The organism is Pseudomonas sp. LTJR-52 (assembly GCF_003691465.1).
Taxonomy (GTDB): domain Bacteria; phylum Pseudomonadota; class Gammaproteobacteria; order Pseudomonadales; family Pseudomonadaceae; genus Chryseomonas; species Chryseomonas luteola.
This window is the reverse complement of record NZ_CP033105.1, coordinates 3,679,414-3,698,742: the sequence shown is the minus strand read 5'-3', so window position 1 is coordinate 3,698,742 and position 19,329 is coordinate 3,679,414. Positions and strand designations below refer to the sequence as shown.

13 protein-coding genes and 1 pseudogene are annotated in these 19,329 nt (G+C 55.9%); 7 read left to right on the top strand and 7 right to left on the bottom strand.

The features are described 5' to 3' along the window. The first annotated feature begins 220 nt into the window (after positions 1 to 220). On the top strand, positions 221 to 1,603 hold the full coding sequence (locus tag EAW52_RS17295; protein ID WP_122043355.1) for a chloride channel protein: 1,383 nt from the start codon (positions 221 to 223) through the stop codon (positions 1,601 to 1,603). Positions 1,604 to 1,695: 92 nt separating this feature from the next. After that, positions 1,696 to 3,249, top strand: coding sequence for an alkaline phosphatase (locus EAW52_RS17290; RefSeq protein ID WP_122043354.1), 1,554 nt, complete (start codon positions 1,696 to 1,698; stop codon positions 3,247 to 3,249). 47 nt (positions 3,250 to 3,296) lie between these two features. On the opposite strand, the gene EAW52_RS17285 is transcribed toward EAW52_RS17290, so the two are convergent. The 3 genes from EAW52_RS17285 to EAW52_RS17275 form a co-directional block, all read right to left on the bottom strand. Then, positions 3,297 to 4,880: a peptide chain release factor 3 gene (locus tag EAW52_RS17285; protein ID WP_074822753.1), complete on the bottom strand. Its 1,584-nt coding sequence runs from the start codon at positions 4,878 to 4,880 to the stop codon at positions 3,297 to 3,299. 137 nt (positions 4,881 to 5,017) lie between these two features. Further along, positions 5,018 to 6,070 carry a glycoside hydrolase family 5 protein gene (locus tag EAW52_RS17280; RefSeq protein WP_010797222.1) on the bottom strand — a complete coding sequence of 351 codons (1,053 nt, stop codon included), beginning with the start codon at positions 6,068 to 6,070 and terminating at the stop codon, positions 5,018 to 5,020. A 272-nt stretch (positions 6,071 to 6,342) separates the two neighbouring features. After that, entirely contained in the window at positions 6,343 to 6,534 is a 192-nt protein-coding gene (locus EAW52_RS17275; RefSeq protein WP_019366888.1) for a hypothetical protein, read from the bottom strand. Between the two features lie 579 nt (positions 6,535 to 7,113). Here EAW52_RS17275 and EAW52_RS17270 point away from each other — a divergent pair. Beyond that, complete coding sequence (locus EAW52_RS17270; protein ID WP_010797224.1) at positions 7,114 to 8,277, top strand: type III PLP-dependent enzyme; 1,164 nt, start codon at positions 7,114 to 7,116, stop codon at positions 8,275 to 8,277. A gap of 42 nt (positions 8,278 to 8,319) precedes the next feature. Here EAW52_RS17270 and EAW52_RS17265 read toward each other — a convergent pair whose 3' ends face one another. Further along, positions 8,320 to 9,138 carry a tetratricopeptide repeat protein gene (locus tag EAW52_RS17265; RefSeq protein ID WP_122043353.1) on the bottom strand — a complete coding sequence of 273 codons (819 nt, stop codon included), beginning with the start codon at positions 9,136 to 9,138 and terminating at the stop codon, positions 8,320 to 8,322. A gap of 2 nt (positions 9,139 to 9,140) precedes the next feature. Next, positions 9,141 to 9,821: a Fe2+-dependent dioxygenase gene (locus EAW52_RS17260; protein ID WP_122043352.1), complete on the bottom strand. Its 681-nt coding sequence runs from the start codon at positions 9,819 to 9,821 to the stop codon at positions 9,141 to 9,143. Positions 9,822 to 10,001: 180 nt separating this feature from the next. Between EAW52_RS17260 and EAW52_RS17255 the strand changes: the two genes are divergently transcribed. The 4 genes and pseudogenes from EAW52_RS17255 to EAW52_RS17240 all read left to right on the top strand — a co-directional run bounded on the left by EAW52_RS17255 (position 10,002) and on the right by EAW52_RS17240 (position 16,860). Next, the gene (locus EAW52_RS17255) at positions 10,002 to 12,248 is read left to right on the top strand and encodes a TonB-dependent siderophore receptor (RefSeq protein ID WP_122043351.1); all 2,247 of its coding nucleotides are present in this window, start codon (positions 10,002 to 10,004) and stop codon (positions 12,246 to 12,248) included. A 120-nt stretch (positions 12,249 to 12,368) separates the two neighbouring features. Continuing rightward, positions 12,369 to 14,903: a sulfite reductase flavoprotein subunit alpha gene (locus EAW52_RS17250; RefSeq protein WP_122043350.1), complete on the top strand. Its 2,535-nt coding sequence runs from the start codon at positions 12,369 to 12,371 to the stop codon at positions 14,901 to 14,903. 185 nt (positions 14,904 to 15,088) lie between these two features. Continuing rightward, on the top strand, positions 15,089 to 16,399 hold the full coding sequence (locus EAW52_RS17245; protein WP_122043349.1) for an MFS transporter: 1,311 nt from the start codon (positions 15,089 to 15,091) through the stop codon (positions 16,397 to 16,399). A 48-nt stretch (positions 16,400 to 16,447) separates the two neighbouring features. Further along, positions 16,448 to 16,860 (top strand): annotated as a pseudogene (locus EAW52_RS17240) (VOC family protein). On the opposite strand, the gene EAW52_RS17235 reads toward EAW52_RS17240, so the two are convergent. Both EAW52_RS17235 and EAW52_RS17230 read right to left on the bottom strand, forming a co-directional pair. Continuing rightward, entirely contained in the window at positions 16,843 to 17,691 is an 849-nt protein-coding gene (locus EAW52_RS17235; RefSeq protein ID WP_074822734.1) for a universal stress protein, read from the bottom strand. The pseudogene EAW52_RS17240 and the gene EAW52_RS17235 sit on opposite strands and share 18 nt — an antisense overlap. Positions 17,692 to 17,728: 37 nt before the next feature. Then, a complete protein-coding gene (locus EAW52_RS17230) occupies positions 17,729 to 19,213 on the bottom strand; it encodes a SulP family inorganic anion transporter (protein ID WP_122044841.1) in 1,485 nt (494 codons plus the stop codon). Positions 19,214 to 19,329: the final 116 nt, after the last annotated feature.

Genomic DNA, 19,329 nt, shown 5'->3' with positions numbered 1-19,329 from the left:
CGACAATTGCAAACAAACGACTGGCGGAGTTAAGCCGCTCGGGCAGCGGTATGCCGACCATAAGGAGGGCGAGCGCAGGCAACAGCGGAAGCACGTAAACAGTAAGAAGGACAGCCGAGGTTAGGAATTGCTCAAACCAACCGGTATTCGTGAGGTCATAACACCATTTGATATTTCAATACTTTGTTACAATTGCTGCGCCAACCTATTTTATGTGCTTATGAGCGACTCGAGCGATCCTGCTGCCCCTGACCACAGGGAAGCATCTACACGCCGCGCTGCGGCATCTCAAGCACCCCAACAGCGCCATCAACGGTTTCGCTCCATTCGGCAACGCCTGGCGTTCTGGGTCGGCGCGCTGCTGGTGGGTTTACTGGCACTGGCTTTTGCGTGGCTGGCTGATCATGCCTTTCAGCTCTTTCAGCGTCTGTTGAATCACAGCCACTTATGGCCGTGGTTGGTGACACCCGCAGGATTTGCCCTGTTAGTCTGGCTGACACAGGGGTGGCTGCGCAATGCCAGGGGAAGCGGCATTCCACAAGTGATTGCAGCGCTGGAAAAGCCCTCTGGTCAGTTCAGGGCGGCAGTGTTGGCCTGGCCGATCGCACTCGCGAAGATGATGCTGACATTGCTTGCCCTGCTAGTGGGGGCCTCGGTTGGTCGCGAGGGGCCGACTGTACATTTGGGCGCCTCGGTGCTGTATGGCTTTGGTCGGCGGCTGGGCCTGTATGAGCGAAAGACGGTTTCCGGCCTGATCCTCGCCGGTGGTGCCGCAGGCATTGCTGCCGCGTTCAACACGCCGCTTGCAGGCGTAGTATTTGCCATTGAGGAGTTGAGTCATACCTTTGAACAGCGCTTCAGCGGTCTGGTACTGACGGCTGTGGTGATTGGCGGTATGGTCACGCTGGGCCTGGTCGGACCGTATACCTATTTTGGCGTTATCAGTGCCAGTCTGCCATGGGGCGATGCCTGGATAGCGGTGGTCATATGCGGGCTGGCAGGCGGCCTGTTGGGCGGCGGTTATGCTCGGTTGGTCATTCCAACATCCCACGGCTGGCTTAGAAGGTTGGGCGCCATCCGCTCACGCTTCCCGGTTCGGTTTGCCGCCTTCTGTGGATTACTGGTCGCCTGTCTAGGGGCACTGTCCGGCCAGCATGTCTTTGGTACCGGCTACGAGGAAACACGTGCCATTCTGGAAGGGCACCCTATAACCGATCAGGGCTTTCTCATCTGGAAATTTCTGGCCAACGTGGTTTCTTATTTGGCAGGCATTCCCGGCGGGCTCTTTTCGCCTTCGCTCACGGTAGGCGCCAGCTTTGCGCCCTGGCTGGTCGATTGGCTGCCTGATGTCACCCTGCAGACCGGTGCGCTTCTGGGCATGGCGGCCTACCTCACGGGCGTTACCCGAACACCGCTCACCTCGACTGTCATTACCTTGGAGCTGGCCCACAGCCCCGACATGGCGATCCCTGTGCTGGCGACGTGTCTGCTGGCGAATGGTGTGTCCGGCTGGCTTTCGCCCACCTCGCTTTATCATGCGTTGGCTCAACAGATTCTGCATGCGGTGGAGCCTGAAGCGTCGAAGCCTACCAAGTGTGATTGAGATCACGCCGTAACAGCTGTTCTTCAGACTGTCACAGGGTTGTCAGGCGTTTTCGCTAAACCCATTCGCTCCAATAATCGTGGGAGCGCATGATGAGCACGTTCGATAATGGAAGACGGCGCCTGATCCAGGGGCTGGGCGTTGGACTGCTGCTGCCGGGAGTGGCACCTGCCGTGATCGCTAGCGCCAAGCAACGTCCGCTGATGCTTGAGGGAGTTCAGTCAGGTGATGTGCAGGGCAACCGGGCGATTGTCTGGAGCCGTTGCGACCGGCCGGCACGCATGATCGTTGAGTGGGATACCAAAGAGAGTTTCCGCCATCTGCGCCGAATGGTTTCGCCTGTGGTAACGGCTGAAACGGACTACACCATGCGCATGGACTTGCGCGGCCTCCCTGCGGATCAATCCATCTTTTATCGGGTTCGTTTCGAAGATATTTACAGCGGTGCGCAGAGCGAGCCTGTCTTTGGACATTTGCGTAGCGCACCGACGCATCGTACCGATATCCGCTTCGTCTGGAGCGGCGACACGGTCGGGCAGGGATTTGGTATCAACCCCGATATCGGTGGCATGCGCATCTATGAGGCCATGCGTCGCCGACAGCCGGACTTCTTCCTGCACAGTGGCGATACCATCTATGCAGACGGCCCGCTAGAAGCCAAGACCACGACGGTAGAAGGCAAGGTCTGGCGCAACATCACCACAGAGGCCAAGAGCAAGGTTGCCGAGACGGTCGATGAATATCGTGGCAATTATCGCTACAACCTGATGGACGAAAATGTCCGTCGGTTCAATGCTGAAGTCCCGCAGATCTGGCAGTGGGATGACCACGAGACCACCAATAACTGGTCTTCTACCAAAGTGCTGGATGACCGTTACATCGTAAAGGACATCAACGTACTGGCCAAGCGGTCACGTCAGGCGTACCTGGAGTATGCCCCCATGCGGCTGCAACAGCGTGATGATGCCGGACGCATCTATCGCAAGATCAGCTACGGTCCTCGGCTGGATATCTTCGTGCTGGACATGCGGACCTATCGGGGCGGGAACAGCGCCAACCTGCAACCCAATGAAGGACCAGACACTGCTTTCATGGGACGTACGCAACTCGAGTGGCTCAAGCAGGGGCTCACGGAGTCTACGGCTACCTGGAAGGTCATTGCGGCAGACATGCCCATTGGCCTGGAAGTCCCTGATGGGGTAGATGCAGCAGGAATGCCTCGTTGGGAAGCCATTGCCAATGGCGACGGCGGTGCACCCTTGGGTCGCGAACTGGAAATTGCAGAGCTCTTGCGTTACATCCGCCGGTGGAATATCAACAATACGGTCTGGCTGACTGCAGATGTGCACTACTGCGCGGCTCACCACTACCACCCCAACCGGGCAGCCTTCCAGGATTTCGAGCCCTTTTGGGAGTTCGTGGCAGGCCCCCTCAATGCCGGTGCATTCGGGCCCAACAAGCTGGACAACACTTTCGGACCGGAGGCCGTGTTTGTGAAGGCGCCACCGGTAGCCAACAGCTCGCCGCTGTCGGGCTTCCAATTCTTTGGCGAGGTCAATATCGAAGGGCACAGCGGTGATCTGACCGTGACCCTGCGAGACCTGGATGGAAAGGCTGTATTCGAAAAGACGCTTCAGGCTGTTTAATCAGGCTGTAAAACAAAGGGCTGAATGATCAGCCCTTTGCCTCATGCTTAGTGATGCTCCCGCGTCGCGCGGAATTTTATGTCAGGCCAGCGCTCTTCCATCAGGCTCAGGTTGACACGAGTCGGCGCAAGGTAGGTCAGGTGACCGCCGCCATCCACGGACAGGTTCTCCATGGCCTTGTTCTTGAACTCCTCAAGCTTCTTCTTGTCACTGCACTCGATCCAGCGGGCAGACCAGACGTTGATCGGCTCGTAGACGCATTCGACCTTGTATTCTTCTTTCAGTCGGCTGGCGACAACGTCAAACTGCAGCACACCGACGGCGCCCAGAATGATGTCGTTGTTGCGCTCGGGGAAGAACACCTGGGTCGCGCCTTCCTCTGCCAGCTCCTGCAGGCCCTGGCGGAGCTGCTTGGACTTGAGTGGGTCCTTCAGGCGTACGCGGCGGAACAGTTCAGGCGCAAAGTGCGGAATACCGGTAAAGCCGAGGCTCTCACCTTCGGTAAAGGTATCGCCGATCTGGATGGTGCCATGGTTGTGCAAGCCGATGATGTCGCCTGCAAAGGCTTCTTCCAGTTGCTCACGCTCGGAAGAGAAGAACGTCAGGGCGTCAGCAATCTTGATGTCCTTGCCGATCCGCACATGGCGCAGTTTCATGCCTTTTTCATACTTGCCGGAGCAGATCCGCATAAAGGCAATCCGGTCACGGTGCTTGGGATCCATGTTTGCCTGGATCTTGAATACGAAACCGCTGAATTTCTCTTCGACCGGCTGTACGTCACGCTCGTTGGTCGCGCGGGAGAGCGGCTGTGGCGCCCAGTCCACGACCGCGTCCAAGACATGATCGACACCGAAGTTGCCCAGGGCTGTACCAAAGAAGACCGGTGTCATCTGGCCCTTTAAAAATTCATCAGTATTGAATTCATGGCACGCGCCCTGGACCAGTTCGAGTTGCTCAACGAAATCATCGTACAGGTCGCCCAGGTGAGTACGGGCTTCGTCCGAGTCTAGCTTTTCAATAACGCGGGTTGCGATACGCTCATGGCCGTGGCCAGGGGTATAGACAAAGATCTTGTCTTCGGAGAGGTGATACACCCCTTTGAAATCACGGTAAGAGCCAATCGGCCAGGTAATCGGGGCCGCCTTGATTTTCAGGACGGCTTCGATCTCGTCGAGCAGCTCGATCGGATCGCGAATATCACGGTCCAGCTTGTTCACAAAGCTGACGATGGGCGTATCGCGCAGACGGCAGACATCCATCAGGGCAATCGTACGAGGCTCAACACCTTTACCGCCATCGAGCACCATCAGGGCAGAGTCAACCGCCGTCAGGGTGCGGTAGGTGTCTTCCGAGAAGTCTTCGTGACCGGGCGTGTCGAGCAGGTTGATCATGTGCTCGCGATAGGGGAACTGCATGACCGACGTGGTAATGGAGATACCACGCTGCTTTTCCATCTCCATCCAGTCGGAGGTGGCATGGCGGTCGGATTTACGTGATTTAACGGTTCCGGCCACGGCAATGGCTTGCCCCATCAGGAGGAGCTTCTCGGTGATGGTGGTCTTACCGGCGTCCGGGTGGGAAATGATGGCGAAAGTGCGCCGCTTGGCGACTTCGGCGGCCTGCTTGGTCATGGAGGCTGATGTCCGGTGGATACTTAAACCGGCGATTATAGCAAGCCAAAAGGCCTGTAGGTTCAGGCCTTTTGGCTTTTCAGACGAGTCTTGTTCAGCAGAGTGGCTCTGATGCACTGGGCCACCCTGCCAGCGGTTTATTTAGGCCCTATTTCCGAGCAGCCCGAGTGTTTCACATACTTCTTGAGAATTGCCCACTGCGGACGCTCCTTGTTATCCCGGGGTTCGATGGAGAGGGAATAGTCGCCCCAGCCCGGACCTGCTGCCCAGTATGTAGCTGGGATACATTCCTTCTGAAGATGCGAGAGCATGTTATCCATGACCTTCATCCAGCGGGGATCATCCCCTGGTGCACCAAACTCACCAATGTGGCCTTTCTTGTTATTGGCCTTGAGCCAGTCAATAAAAGGTTGAACACGTTTGACGCCAATCATGGGATCAAGCTGACTGGTGTCTTTGGATTCGTAGCGACCACCGGCATCAGCGTCGAAATACACATGAGCCGAGAAAATCAGATTGTCCGCCGGATCCTTGAGGTTCAGCAGGCCTTTGTTTACATCAGGCCAGCGCGCGCTGCTTGACCAGAAGTTGCCCTCGATCACGATCGGACGGCTCTTATCGACGGAGCGGATGCCATCGATGCCGTACTGGGCCGCGGTGTCCCAGTGGTCTTCCACATCATGCGGCTCGTTCATGATGTCGTAGCCCAGCAGGGCAGGGTGCTTGCTCCAGGTTTTGGCGATCCGCTCCATGACGTCCTGGTAAGCCTCGTAGGGTACGCTCTCCGAACCAATAATCTGGTCGCGGTAACGCCCGTAGTTGTGCAGGTCCAGAATGACTTGCATCTTGTAGCGCTTGGCCGAGTCTAGCGTCTGGCTGATCAGGTCAGCGTACTGAGTGTCCAGCTCACCGTTGAGCTTGGGTTGCAGGCGCTCCCAGGTGATCGGGAAACGTACGACGCGAATCCCGCGATAGCCCCAGCGCCTGAAGTAGGAGTCGTCAGGAAAGAAGTAGTTGGTACCGTTCACACCCGGAAGCACCTGCGCCGCAAAGCCGGCACCCGAGAAATTCAGGCCGATCATCTCGGCTGGGTAATCGGCCGCCGAGGCGGTATGGCTCATGAGCAGGGGAGCGAATGCTAGAAAGGCATATCGCTTGAGGTTGCGTTTGATTCGCCCGGTTCTATTCATCGAAATAAGTGCCATAAGCGTAATGGGCAGGCCAGAACTGTACCTGCAGGGTTAACATGGATAGCCTGATAGCAAAACCCGTCAAACGTGCTCTTTGAGCAGGTCGATTGACAAGGGGGGCCGGCGGGGTTTGACGTAAAAATGTGATTGCCTATGGCTTTATTGAAAATACGTACAGCGATAGGAGCGGGAAGTAAACTCGATAAGCGTTAAAAAGCCATTAAGCTGAAAGCCTGAGCCGGACTCAGGACACAGGCTTTCAAGCCTGGCGCTTAGCAGGCATCCAGACGGAAGCAGACTCCTGTCCAGCGCTCAGCCTCCTCACGTGCATCCTGCTCGTTATCGAACTCGGCAATAACTCCGCCATGGGCGTAGAGCACCGCCCAGGTTTCCTTCAAGGCAACCTGCAACGAGTTGATGAATGATGGAGGCTCTACCGAGCCGTCGACTTCGATGCCAAACATTTTGATTTCCCTATGAAATGAAGCAAAACATATTGTTGGAGTTTGGCCATATCCTTCCGTGATGTAAGGCACTGCATGGCGACACACGAAGACCTGTGCGTCTTAATAAAGTTTACGCCTTGCCATATTTCTTTCATCTTTTTGGTGAGCGGCAGTATCCAAATCTGGTTAGCACTCCCTCGCAAAAATCAATCTTTGTTGAAAATGCCTATCTGGCTTGAACGGGTTCTCTCAATTGCAGAGGAATCCTGACGGATTTTGGAACATCGGTTCGCCTGGCCGGTCGGTTTTACGAGGAGGGTTCGTACCGGATCGAGGTCAATCAGACAGTCGTATGGGATTTTTGATTGATCTTGCGGGCGTGTAGTCCTAAAGTTCGCGCCCGAACGTCCATGCTGGAAACGATCCATCCGGCTCAAGTACTGACGACGAGACAGCAAGGTCAACGCTCTGGACATGTTGACCTTTTTGCTTTCGGCGACGTGCCTTGGGAAGTAGGCGAACCAAAGTGGGGAAACGGATTAGGCGTTCAGCAATACCCCTACGAATCCATTTGTTCTGCCATTGGGAGTCCGACGCATGTCCATCCAGGTCGAAGATTACTACTCGCGCGAGACCTTCCAGCGAATGAAGTCCTTCGCTGACCAGCATGAAACGCCTTTTGTCGTAATCGATAAAGCCACCATTTCCAGAGCCTACGATGATCTGGTGAACAATTTCCCGTTTGCCAAAATTTATTACGCCGTTAAGGCAAACCCAGCCATCGAGATTACTGAGCTCCTGCGCGACAAGGGCTCGAATTTCGACATCGCGTCCATCTATGAACTGGACAAGGTATTGAGCACGGGCGTCAGTCCTGATCGCATCAGCTACGGCAATACGATCAAGAAAGCCAAGGACATTCGCTATTTCTACGAGAAGGGTGTGCGGATGTTCGCCACCGACTCCGAGGCTGACCTGCGTAATATTGCCAAAGCTGCGCCGGGCTCGAAGATCTATGTGCGGATTCTGACCGAAGGCTCTAATACCGCTGACTGGCCGCTTTCACGTAAGTTTGGCTGCCAGACCGATCTGGCGCTGGACCTCCTGATCCTGGCCCGCCAGCTAGGCCTTGTGCCTTACGGCGTCTCCTTCCATGTTGGCTCGCAGCAGCGTGATATCGACGTCTGGGATGCGGCTATTGCCAAGGTCAAGGTAATATTCGAGCGCCTGCGTGAAGAAGACGGTATCGTCCTGAAGATGATCAACATGGGTGGCGGTTTCCCGGCAAACTATATTGCCAAGACCAACAACCTCGAAACCTATGCTGAAGAGATCATCCGCTTCCTGAAGGAAGACTTTGGCGATGAACTTCCGGAAATCATTCTGGAGCCCGGTCGTTCGTTGATTGCCAACGCCGGTATTCTGGTGAGCGAAGTGGTACTGGTGTCGCGCAAATCGCGCACCGCCGTCGAGCGCTGGGTATACACCGACGTAGGCAAATTTTCCGGTCTGATCGAAACCATGGACGAGTCCATCAAGTTTCCGATCTGGGTCGAGAAGAAGGGTGAGATGGAAGAGGTCGTGATTGCCGGCCCTACCTGTGACAGTGCCGACATCATGTATGAACACTACAAGTATGGTTTGCCCCTGAACCTTGCCAGCGGTGACCGTCTGTATTGGTTGTCTACCGGGGCGTACACCACCAGCTACAGTGCGGTGGAGTTCAATGGCTTCCCTCCACTCAAGGCCTATTACCTCTAAATAGCGCCCATTAAAAACCCGCTTCGGCGGGTTTTTTATCATTCAGACGGCAAGGGGCGAATCGTAGCGCTTGCTCTGGGCTCTGGTAAGAGCCGCTTGGTCCGTCTCGTCGCCCAATTCGGCGGCGCGCTCGAAATAGCTCAGCCCGATCAGGCGCAGCGCTTCATGGTCGGAGTCCAACAGTCCTTGCCGGCTGGCCCTGAAAAAATTGAGGTTGCCGGTCTTCAAGGCTTCCTTCAACCAGTGCTGGGCTTCCTCAAGGCGACCCGTTGTTGCCAGTACCGCCGCATAGCTATATTGACCGCGAAAATCGCCTGCCTCTGCCGATCGCTTGTACCAGTCATGTGCAACCTTTGTATCCCGTGTAACGACAAGACCCTCTTCGTAGAAGCGTCCAACAAGATTCATGGACTTGGCATGGCCCAGCTCAGCTGCGCGTCGGTAGAATAAAAAGGCGCTGTGCTCGTTACGGGAGACACCGCGTCCTGTCGCCAGCAGATTGGCATAGTTGTACATGCCCCAGTCTAGGCCCTGTTCAGCGGCCTGACGATAGGCCTCGGCTGCTGCGTGGGCATCTTGCTCGCAGCCCCAGCCATGTTCGCGGCAACGTCCTACCATGTTGAGCGCCATCGTGTGGCCTTGATCGGCAGCGATAGTAAACCAGGTCAATGCGAGGCTAGCGTCCTGTGCAATGCCGCGGCCCTCCAGCAGGATCTGGCCTAGCATGGCCTGGGCATCTGGCGAGCCGGCCTTGGCAGCCGTCAGGATGACACGGGCCGCCTCCCTGGGATTATCCGATGCCAGTGCCTGTTCCAGCGCCTGGTTTTCGAGAACTTCCTGTCGCCTCAAGACGTAGACCATGGTTATACGTCTACCCAGCGGCGTAGCAGGTTGTGATAGGTCCCGGTCAACTGAACCAGTGAGGGATGATCAGGGACGTCGCGGGTCAGGTTTTGAATGGCTGTGTCCATTTCGAACAGCAGGGCCCGCTGGCTATCTTCGCGAACAAGACTTTGAGTCCAGAAAAACGAGGCATATCGAGTGCCTCGAGTCACCGGCTCTACCTTGTGCAGGCTGGTAGCCGGATAGAGCACGGCGTCGCCTGCCTTTAGCTTTACGCGCTGTGTGCCATAGGTGTCCTGAATCACCAGTTCTCCACCGTCATAGCTGTCGGGACCACTGAAAAACACTGTGGTCGAGATATCGGTTCTGACACGCTCGACGCTGTTTTTCACGTTGCGTACGGCGTTGTCTATATGGAAGTCGAATGAGCCGCCGGCGGTGTAGCAGTTGATCAAGGGCGGGAAGATCTTGTGGGGCAGTGCCGCAGACATGAACAGGGGATGCTGCCAGAGTCGATGGACAATCGCTTCGCCGATTTCACGCGTTAACGGATGGTCTTCGGGAAGTTGAAGATTATGCTTGGCCTTGGAGGATTGATGTCCGGCAGTGATTTTTCCATCACTCCACTGGGTCTGTTCAAGCGCCTCTCGGATACGAGCCGTTTCTTCAGCAGTAAAGACCTGGGGTATGGCTAGCAGCATGACGCGCTCCGACGAGCATAAAAAAAGCTATTAATGATAGTCATTCTCAGGATTTTTGCAAAAAGTACAGCGTAGAACTGCAAGCTGTCTTTGATAATTCAGAATACTTTAAATTACTATTGATACTAATTCGTATTTGCGTATATTTTCCGCGGCTTCGTTCGTGGGGAATAATTAGAAATGACACGTCAAACCGAGTTGGGTGTTACGCCTAGGCTGTTAGTTTCAGCGGTAGGGGTAGCCATAACGGCTTTTTCCGGTACTACGCTTGCTCAACAAGCGCCTACTAAGCAAAGTGCTAACCAAGGCTCGAGCGTACTGGATCTGAACAGCACCACCGTCCTGGGGGATGAAGAGGGCAGTTATAACGTTCAGGAGTCAGCATCGTCCAAGTACACGGCTCCGCTGCGTGACACACCCAAGTCAGTGACGGTAATACCGGCTCAGGTAATCCAAGACACCGGTGCGCTTTCATTAACTGACGCGCTAAGGACTGTTCCAGGTATCACGTTTGGAGCAGGGGAGGGGGGAAACCCTCAAGGCGATCGTCCCTTCATTCGCGGTTTCAGTGCTGAAAGTGACACTTTTGTTGACGGTTTGAGAGATATCGCTTCGCAGACACGTGAAGTATTCAATCTCGAAAGCGTTGAAGTCAGCAAGGGGCCAGGCTCGGCTTATACAGGCGCAGGTTCGACTGGGGGTAGCCTCAACCTGATTTCCAAAACGCCCAAGATGCATGATTTCGTCAATGGCGGCTTTACCTATGGCTCTGATCAGACTCGCCGTACAACCCTGGATGTCAACCATGTATTGACCGACTCGGCTGCCTTCCGCCTGAATCTGATGAAGCACGATGCCAATGTGGCCGGTCGTGATGGTCCAGATGTCAGCCGCTGGGGTGTAGCACCTTCGATTAGTTTCGGTCTGGGTACACCCACACGTGCCACGTTTTCCTACTACCACTTGGAAACAGATGACACGCCCGACTATGGTATTCCGCTGACCAATGTGAACCGCAGCAAGGCCAACCCGAGCGGGCCGGCTCATGTAGATAAGGACAACTGGTACGGGTCTAGCCGTGATTACCGTGAAAGCACGACCGACAGCGGTACGCTTCGAATCGAGCACGATTTGAATGACAGCCTCACGCTGTCTAACAGTTTTCGCATGGTGCGGACCACACTGGACTACGTGGCTACTAACCCGGACGACAGCAAAGGCAACGTTGCAAACGGTTACGTCTATCGCTCACCTAAGAGCCGCAATTCAACATCAGAAGGCTGGGTCAACCAGACCGACTTGAAGGCGCTGTTTAATACGGGGACGATTGAACATACTCTGGTAACGGGCTTGGAATTTAGTTACGAAGATGTGCATAGTCGCCCCTATACCTTTACATCGACGGCGTCTGGTACAACATGCAATGCGTCCTTGCTGGCCAGTGGTGATTGCACCAGCCTGTATAGCCCCACCTACAAGGATGGATGGGCAGGCACGATTACCGAGGGTGCGTCTTATACGGATACCGACACCAAGACCAGCGCCGCCTATGTATTCGATACACTGAAGCTTAACGATCAGTGGTCTGTAAACCTTGGTCTGCGCTACGACGATTACCAGGTCAAGAGCAGCGGCTTCGGCAATAATGGTGTTCGTGGTGCAGCTAACACCAATTTCTCCAATGAAAACAATTCGCACTTCTGGAACTATCAGGTTGGTGTCGTTTATAAGCCCGCATCCAACGGCAGTATCTATATAGCGTGGTCGACATCGAGTAACCCATCGGGCGAGACGGGAGGAGAAGGTTTGTCCGATCTGGCGGCTGCCAATAACGGGTTGGATCCAGAGCGTAATCGCAATTATGAAGTAGGGACGAAGTGGGACTTCTTCAACGAAGCGCTTTCGCTTAATGCGGCCTTGTTCCGTACAGACAAGACCAATGCTCGCGTTGCCAGCGCAGACGCCAACATATCGCAAGTACTGGATGGCGAGCAGCGTGTTCAGGGTGTTGAGTTGGGCTTCAGTGGCAAGCTGACGCCTCACTGGAAAGTGTTCGGCGGTTACACCTACTTGGATAGCGAGATTCGTAAGTCGACCACCGCTTCTGATGAGGGCAACAAGATGCCTCAGACGCCGGAAAACAACTTTACCCTGTGGACCACCTATGATGTTACTCAAGACTTCACGGTGGGTGGCGGTGCCACATATGTGGATCGTCAGTTCGGCAATACGGCCAACTCGACCTACATTCCCTCCTACACGCGCTATGACGCGATGGCGGCTTACCGCGTGACGAAGAATCTGGATCTGCAGTTGAATGTGCAGAACCTGACGGACAAACGTTATTTCGACCAAGTGTACTCAACCCATATGGCGCACGTAGCGCCCGGACGTACAGCGCTCCTGAGTGCCAACTTCCATTTCTGATGGAAAAGTGCATGGCCCGGCTCCTGTGAGCCGGGCTTTTTGTATGGATATCTCTTACTTGTCAGGCGCATATGGCACACGCGCTCTGGTTTTGAATGGCTCGTGGATCGAGTGATTTAAATGAAAAAGCTTCTCTTCCAGCTGCATTGGTTTATGGGCATCACGGCAGGACTGGTGCTGGTCATCATAGGCGTGACCGGCGCTGCGTATTCGTTCGAGCCGGAGATATCGAACCTGATCAATCGTTCTGCAGCGGTAGAGGAGCGAATGGCTGGAAATGCGCTGGCACCTTATGAGCTTATCAAGCGCGTCGAGGCGTACGAGGGTAAAAAGGTAACCGGGCTATGGGCTGATCTTGTGCTCAATAGTAATGTTCGCGTGTTTCTCGAGCCCCCGCCGGGAGAGCGGCGCGGGCCTATGCGCTTTGTCGATGCCTATACCGGTGAGGTATTGAGTGAACCGGTTGGCGCCGACTTCTTCGGGCTTATGCTGCGTCTGCATCGCTTTCTTGCTGTGGGTGAAACTGGCAAGGCGATAGTGGGCGCCTGTACCCTGATGCTCGTGTTTTTCTGTCTGTCCGGTCTCTATCTTCGCTGGCCTAAACAGGTTGCCAGCTGGCGCGCCTGGTTGACCCTGGATTGGGCCCGTAAAGGGCGCAGCTTCAATTGGGACCTGCATGCTGTCGCAGGCACCTGGTGCCTTATGCTCTATCTGCTGGCGGCACTCACGGGGCTCTTCTGGTCCTACGAGTGGTACCGCAACGGCCTGATCCGGTTGTTGGATGATGCGCCTGCCGAGCAGCGAGGCGAGCGCAAGGGTGGCAGGCCGGAGCGTCCTCAGCCAAATGGGGCACCGCCCGTCATCAACCATGAAGCCCTCTGGGCAAGCGTGCAGCAAGCGGCCGGACCGACGCTGGAAGGTTATACCTTACGCCTGCCTTCAGCAGCCGGTCAGCCGGCAACGGTGTTTTATCGCCTTCAGAATGCCGATCATCTACGAGCGCTCAACAAGCTGGACCTGGACCCGCAAACCGGCGCGGTTCGCAGTCATGAGCGTTATGCTGACAAGAGCATTGGCGGACAGTTGCTGGGCAGCATCTATGCACTGCACACAGGCGAATATTTCGGGTTGCCGGGGCGACTGCTGATGTTTCTGGCCAGCCTCGCCATGCCTCTGTTCTTTATTACGGGCTGGTTGCTCTATCTGGATCGCCGCCGCAAGAAAAAGGGGGTTCGCCAGGCCCGTCGCGAAGTGACACTTGGGGTAGCAGGAGGTGAGCCCTGGTTGATCGGCTTTGCCAGTCAGAGCGGTTTGGCGGAGCAACTGGCCTGGCAAACCGCCGGCCAGTTACAGGCTGTAGGCCAGCCGGCAACGGTAAAGCCGTTGGCTCAGCTCAATTCCGATGCTTTGACGGCGGCTCGCAAGGCGTTGTTTATCGTCAGTACCTTTGGCGATGGCGAGGCGCCAGATAACGCCCGCAAATTCGAGCGCGCCGTATTACGGCAGGCGGTGTCCCTCAAGCAACTGTCCTACGGTGTGCTGGCGCTAGGGGATCGGCAATATCCGGATTTCTGTGCGTTTGGACGACGTCTGCAGCGTTGGCTGAGCGGGCAGGGCGCTCATAGCCTGTTCGATACGGTTGAGGTAAATCGGGACGATGAGGTCGCCTTGGGCCTATGGCAGTCTCGCCTAAGCGAGTTGGGTGCCGTGGCGCATATCCAACCAGCTACTGCACCGTTTCAGGATTATCACCTGTTGGCCCGTCAGTGCCTGAATCCTAGAGGTCAGGGATGGCCAGTCTTCAGAGTCGATCTCCAAATGCCTGTAAATTGCTCGTGGGCAGCCGGCGACCTTATCGAAATACTGCCGCGTTATCCTGTGTCATTCGTACAGGAATGGCTAAGTCCATTGGGACTTTCTCCAGATTCCCTTGTATGGCTGGACGGGATCGAGTTGCCGTTGGATCAGGCATTGACAACACGTTTTCTGCCTGAGGACGTGCACCAGATGGTAGGCATGCATGCACAGGGATTGGTTGAGGCGCTGCTGCCTTTGGCGGTCAGACAGTATTCAATTGCATCCCTTCCCGTTGAGGGGACTATGTCACTGATCATTCGCCAGGAGCGCAAACGAAGTGGGCAGTTGGGTATCGCGTCTGGCTGGCTGACCACCTATGCTCCAGAGGGTGGGCACCTGATGGCACGCCTAAGACCTAACCTCGCGTTCCATATGCCCCATGATGATCGGCCTGCGCTCTTTATTGGCAACGGCACGGGGATAGCCGGCTTACGGGCACTGCTCAAGGCACGCATCGACGCAGGCCACAGCCGGAACTGGCTGCTCTTCGGTGAGCGGAATCGTGAGCATGATTTCTTCTACCAGGACGAATTGGAGCACTGGCTGGCGCATCGGCAGCTTGCCCGGCTTGATCTGGCTTTTTCCCGTGATCAGGAAGACAAGGTATATGTTCAGGATCGCTTGCTGGAATCTCCAGAAGACGTCCGAGCCTGGGTCGAGCAAGGTGCGGTCATTTACGTCTGTGGCAGCTTGCAGGGTATGGCGCGAGGTGTACATGCCGCCCTGGTTGAGATCCTGGGCGAATCGGGCCTGGAGCGGCTGCAGGAGGAAGAGCGCTACAAGCGGGACGTTTATTGACGGATAGCCGCTGGCCATTTCCATTTGCAGGGAGGAGATGGCCAGTTGCGCTTTATTTGTAAACCGATAAGCTCTCCGGCCACTCGGGAGAGCACATGCATAGCAGCGGTGATGTCCCTTGAAAAGCAGCTTTCCACTCTGTCTGCCATGGTTCGGACCCTGGCATTCGCTTAGAAGGGATGTGTATGTCGGACGTACGCCACGGTTCTACCCAACATTGCGCTGCTGACGAGGCGGGGACTTACCGTCTTGTTATCTGGCGACTCATTCCGTTTCTCTGTTTCTGTTACCTGGCTGCCTACCTGGACCGTATCAACATCGGATTTGCAAAGTTGCAAATGCTTGATCAGCTGCATCTTTCCGAGACGGCTTACGGGTTGGGAGCAGGGCTCTTCTTCGTCGGCTATATCCTGTTCGAGGTGCCCAGTAACCTAGTGTTGGAGCGTGTCGGCGCCCGTATCTGGATTGCCCGAATCATGATCACCTGGGGGTTATTGTCGGGCGCCACGATGTTTGTGACCGAGGCGTGGCAGTTCTACCTCTTACGTTTTCTTCTAGGGGCGGCCGAAGCGGGCTTTTTGCCTGGTGTTCTGTTTTACCTGACCCAGTGGTTCCCTACTTATCGACGAAGCCGCGTCATTGCACTGTTCATGATTGGTCTGCCGCTGTCGAGCCTGATTGGCGGGCCGATTTCGGGTTGGATCATGAGCCATTTCCATCAGGTCAACGGCTTGCAGGGCTGGCAATGGCTCTTTCTGCTGGAGGCCGTGCCTACAGTGGTTCTGGGTATTTTGACTTTCTGGGTGCTGCCCAACACCATCAGCGAAGCCGCCTGGCTGAGCGCAGAGCAGAAACAGGTGCTGTTGCAGAAGCTTGAGGAAGATGAATCCGATCGACCCGACACGCCCTATCGTTTTCGCGACGGATTCTGGGACATCAAGGTCTGGATGCTGGGCGGAATCGATTTTTCAATTCTGCTTTGTGCCTATGCCATGGGGTTCTGGCTGCCAACCTTCATCAAGGGCGCTGGGGTAACCGATACCGTGCATATCGGATGGCTTACCGCCATTCCTAGCCTCATGGGGCTGATCGGCATGCTGGCCATTGGCGCAAGCTCGGACCGTTTTCGGGAGCGCCGCTGGCATATCATCGTGCCGTTCATCGTAGGGGCTGCGGCGCTGTCCATGAGCACCTTCTTCTCCCAGGACGTCATGATGCTGGTGCTGCTGTTCGGAATCGCCTCGGCTGCGATCATTGGCGCCGTCCCGGTCTTTTTCAGCCTGCCGGCCACCTTTCTCAAGGGGACGGCGGCTGCGACCGGCTTTGCCCTGGCCTGTTCGCTAGCCAACATTGCGGGTCTGGTCAGCAACTCGCTGATGGGGTTTGTGCTGGATCTGACGCATAGCAGCGCCGTAGCGCTCTGGTGCTTTGCTGGTTCGCTGCTGCTCAGCTGCCTGCTTGTACTGGCGCTGCCGGCCAAGGTGGTAAACCGCTGAGGTCAACCTGCTGCTAGGCTGAAAGAAGTCCTGATTACGGAGGCGCCCATGTTCAGTCACATCCAGCTTGGCATTCACGATCTGTCACGCATGACGGCCTTTTACAACGCTGTTTTGAGCGAGCTTGGCATGATTCGTATGCCCAACGAGCAAGACGGTGGTCCCGAGGGTGCTGGCAGTATCCCGGGCAGCGATGGCCGCAGTTCTTTATCCAGTTTCCCTTTGATGGAAAACCCGCTTCGGTGGGTAACGGAACGCAGGTAAGTTTTGCGGCTCCCTCACAGACCAAAGTGGATGCCGCATGGCGTCAGGCGCTGTTGCATGGCGGCTCCGATGAAGGCGCTCCGGGGCTAAGGCCACAGTACGCGCCAGATTACTATGGCGCGTACTGCCGCGACCCTGAGGGCAACAAGTTATGCTTTGTTCATGCCGAAGGGCTGCCGTTAGCGCACCACCAGTAAGGCGCCGCCGGCCGTACGCAGCATATTGCCGGTATTGCTACCCATGAAGAAGTGTCGTAATCGGGAATGTCCGTAGGCGCCCATGACCGTCAGGCCAATTTCCTGCTGTTTGCGGTACTTCTCAAGCGCAAGCTCTACATCGCCTTCGACGATGGCGGTCACAGCGCTCAGACCCACAGAGCGCAGGATAGTGGCTGCATCTTCAAGAGGCTGACGATTTTCGGCGTTATCCTTTCCGACGGTCACGATATGGCACTCCAAACCCCGAAATAGCGGGCTTTCGGCCATAAGCTCGAGTGCCTTTCGCGCACTGTTACTGTTATCGAAGCCCAGCATAACGCGCTGAGGGATCTCAAACGCTACCGGTGTCACAAGAATCGGACGGGTCAGGGTGCGGATTGCGCTTTCTAAATGGCTACCGATCAGCCGCGCCGGTGGGGTTTCCTCGCCCAGTCGACCCATGACGAAAAGAGCGCTTTGCGCCTGCATATCCCGCAGCGTATCGAGAAAGTCTCCGTGCCGCTGCAGCGTATCGGTTTCCTGAGCGCCCAGCTTGGTAACATGCTCCTGAGCCGCTTCCAGTAGAAGCTGCCCTTGCTTGAGACCTAGCCCCCTGCGTTTCTCATCCAGTCTGGCCAACTCGTCCAACAGGTGCTCCCGGCTGCCCAGCCCGATAGTGCCACTCAGGTCAGAATCGGCAGGATAATGTTTGCGGTCAAGCACATGCAGCAGATGTATGGGGGTGCCCAGCTTCAGGCTGGCCCAGGCAGCATAATCGCAAACACCTCGTGTTGCAGGGGAGCCATCGATACAGGCAATGATCCTGTTCATTACTGTTCCTCGATCAGTAGCATTCAAAACGCGATATCTAGTGGCCTATCACTTTGTTGGCCGCGTCCGGTTTGTCATGGATGCCAAAGCGGTCGACCAGCGTAGCGCTGGCCTGGTTCAGGCCAATGACCTCCACGTGCGCACCTTCCCGACGGAACTTGAGAACGACGTTGTCCAGTGCCGAAACCGCTGTGATGTCCCAGAAGTGGGCATGGGTCAGGTCGATCACTACATGGGAAACCGCTTCCTTCAGGTCGAATGCTGCGTTGAAACGAGTAGTCGATGCGAAGAAAACCTGCCCTTTTACGTCGTAGATCCGTTTTTGCCCATTTTCCAGTCGACTCTCTACCGTCAGGTAGAACGCCACCTTGTTGGCAAAAAACAGCGAAGCCAGCAGTACACCGGTGAGCACACCAAAGGCGAGGTTATGCGTGAAAACCACCACAGCCACGGTGACTAGCATCACTATATTGGTGGATAGGGGGTATTTTTTCAGGTTACGGATGGAGTCCCAGCTAAAGGTGCCGATAGAGACCATGATCATGACGGCAACCAGTGCAGCCATGGGAATGCGCGAGACCCAATCCCCAATGAAAACCACCAGAATCAGCAGGAATACTCCGGCTACGAGAGTGGATAGACGGGAGCGGCCGCCAGACTTCACGTTAATAACTGACTGGCCGATCATCGCGCAGCCTGCCATTCCGCCCAGAAGGCCCGAAACAATATTGGCCAGCCCTTGGCCCTTGCATTCACGGTTCTTATCGCTGGACGTATCGGTCAGGTCATCCACGATAGTGGCAGTCATCATGGACTCCAGCAGGCCTACCACGGCAATGGCAACCGAGTAGGGGAGGATGATCAGCAGGGTATCCAGGTTGAGCGGCACGTCAGGCAGGAGAAATACCGGCAGGCTGTCAGGCAGTTCACCCATGTCACCTACGGTGCGTACATCAAGACCCAGATACATCGAGAGGGCCGTCAGCAGCAGGATGCAGACCAGTGGCGAGGGAATGAACTTGCCTAGTGTGGGTACGTAGGGAAACAGATAAATGATGCCCAAGCCAGCCGCCGTCAGGGCATAGACATGCCAGGTGACATGGGTCAGTTCAGGCAGTTGCGCCATGAAAATCAGGATAGCCAGTGCATTAACGAAGCCGGTCACTACGGAGCGCGAGACAAAGCGCATCAGCGAGTCCAGCCTCAGAAAGCCGATGATGATCTGGATAACGCCAGTCAGCAGCGTAGCGGCAAGCAGGTATTGGAGGCCATGATCGCGCACGAGGGTGGTCATGAGCAGGGCAGTCGCGCCTGTCGCTGCCGAGATCATGCCGGGACGACCCCCTGCGAAGGCGATGGTCACCGCGATACAGAAGGACGCATACAGGCCGACTTTCGGATCGACGCCAGCAATGATGGAAAAGGCGATGGCCTCTGGGATGAGCGCAAGAGCAACGACCAGGCCGGCAAGAATGTCGCCGCGCAGATTGTAGAACCAGTGATTCTTGAGGGTATGCAGCATTGCAGGTACCAAAGCAAAAGCCAAAACCCGCACGCCGAGCAGACGGCATGCGAAGCCCATGGGTTATGACACGTTGAAAAAAGACAAGTGCTGGGCCTGAAAGGCGCGCAGCAAAT

Coding starts and splice junctions, on each gene's coding strand:
- EAW52_RS17265 (WP_122043353.1), bottom strand. CDS start 9,138: ATGGTCTACGTCTTGAGGCGACAGGAAGTTCTCGAAAACCAGGCGCTG.
- EAW52_RS17260 (WP_122043352.1), bottom strand. CDS start 9,821: ATGCTGCTAGCCATACCCCAGGTCTTTACTGCTGAAGAAACGGCTCGT.
- EAW52_RS17245 (WP_122043349.1), top strand. CDS start 15,089: ATGTCGGACGTACGCCACGGTTCTACCCAACATTGCGCTGCTGACGAG.
- EAW52_RS17280 (WP_010797222.1), bottom strand. CDS start 6,070: ATGAATAGAACCGGGCGAATCAAACGCAACCTCAAGCGATATGCCTTT.
- EAW52_RS17285 (WP_074822753.1), bottom strand. CDS start 4,880: ATGACCAAGCAGGCCGCCGAAGTCGCCAAGCGGCGCACTTTCGCCATC.
- EAW52_RS17295 (WP_122043355.1), top strand. CDS start 221: ATGAGCGACTCGAGCGATCCTGCTGCCCCTGACCACAGGGAAGCATCT.
- EAW52_RS17230 (WP_122044841.1), bottom strand. CDS start 19,213: ATGCTGCATACCCTCAAGAATCACTGGTTCTACAATCTGCGCGGCGAC.
- EAW52_RS17270 (WP_010797224.1), top strand. CDS start 7,114: ATGTCCATCCAGGTCGAAGATTACTACTCGCGCGAGACCTTCCAGCGA.
- EAW52_RS17250 (WP_122043350.1), top strand. CDS start 12,369: ATGAAAAAGCTTCTCTTCCAGCTGCATTGGTTTATGGGCATCACGGCA.
- EAW52_RS17290 (WP_122043354.1), top strand. CDS start 1,696: ATGAGCACGTTCGATAATGGAAGACGGCGCCTGATCCAGGGGCTGGGC.
- EAW52_RS17255 (WP_122043351.1), top strand. CDS start 10,002: ATGACACGTCAAACCGAGTTGGGTGTTACGCCTAGGCTGTTAGTTTCA.
- EAW52_RS17235 (WP_074822734.1), bottom strand. CDS start 17,691: ATGAACAGGATCATTGCCTGTATCGATGGCTCCCCTGCAACACGAGGT.
- EAW52_RS17275 (WP_019366888.1), bottom strand. CDS start 6,534: ATGTTTGGCATCGAAGTCGACGGCTCGGTAGAGCCTCCATCATTCATC.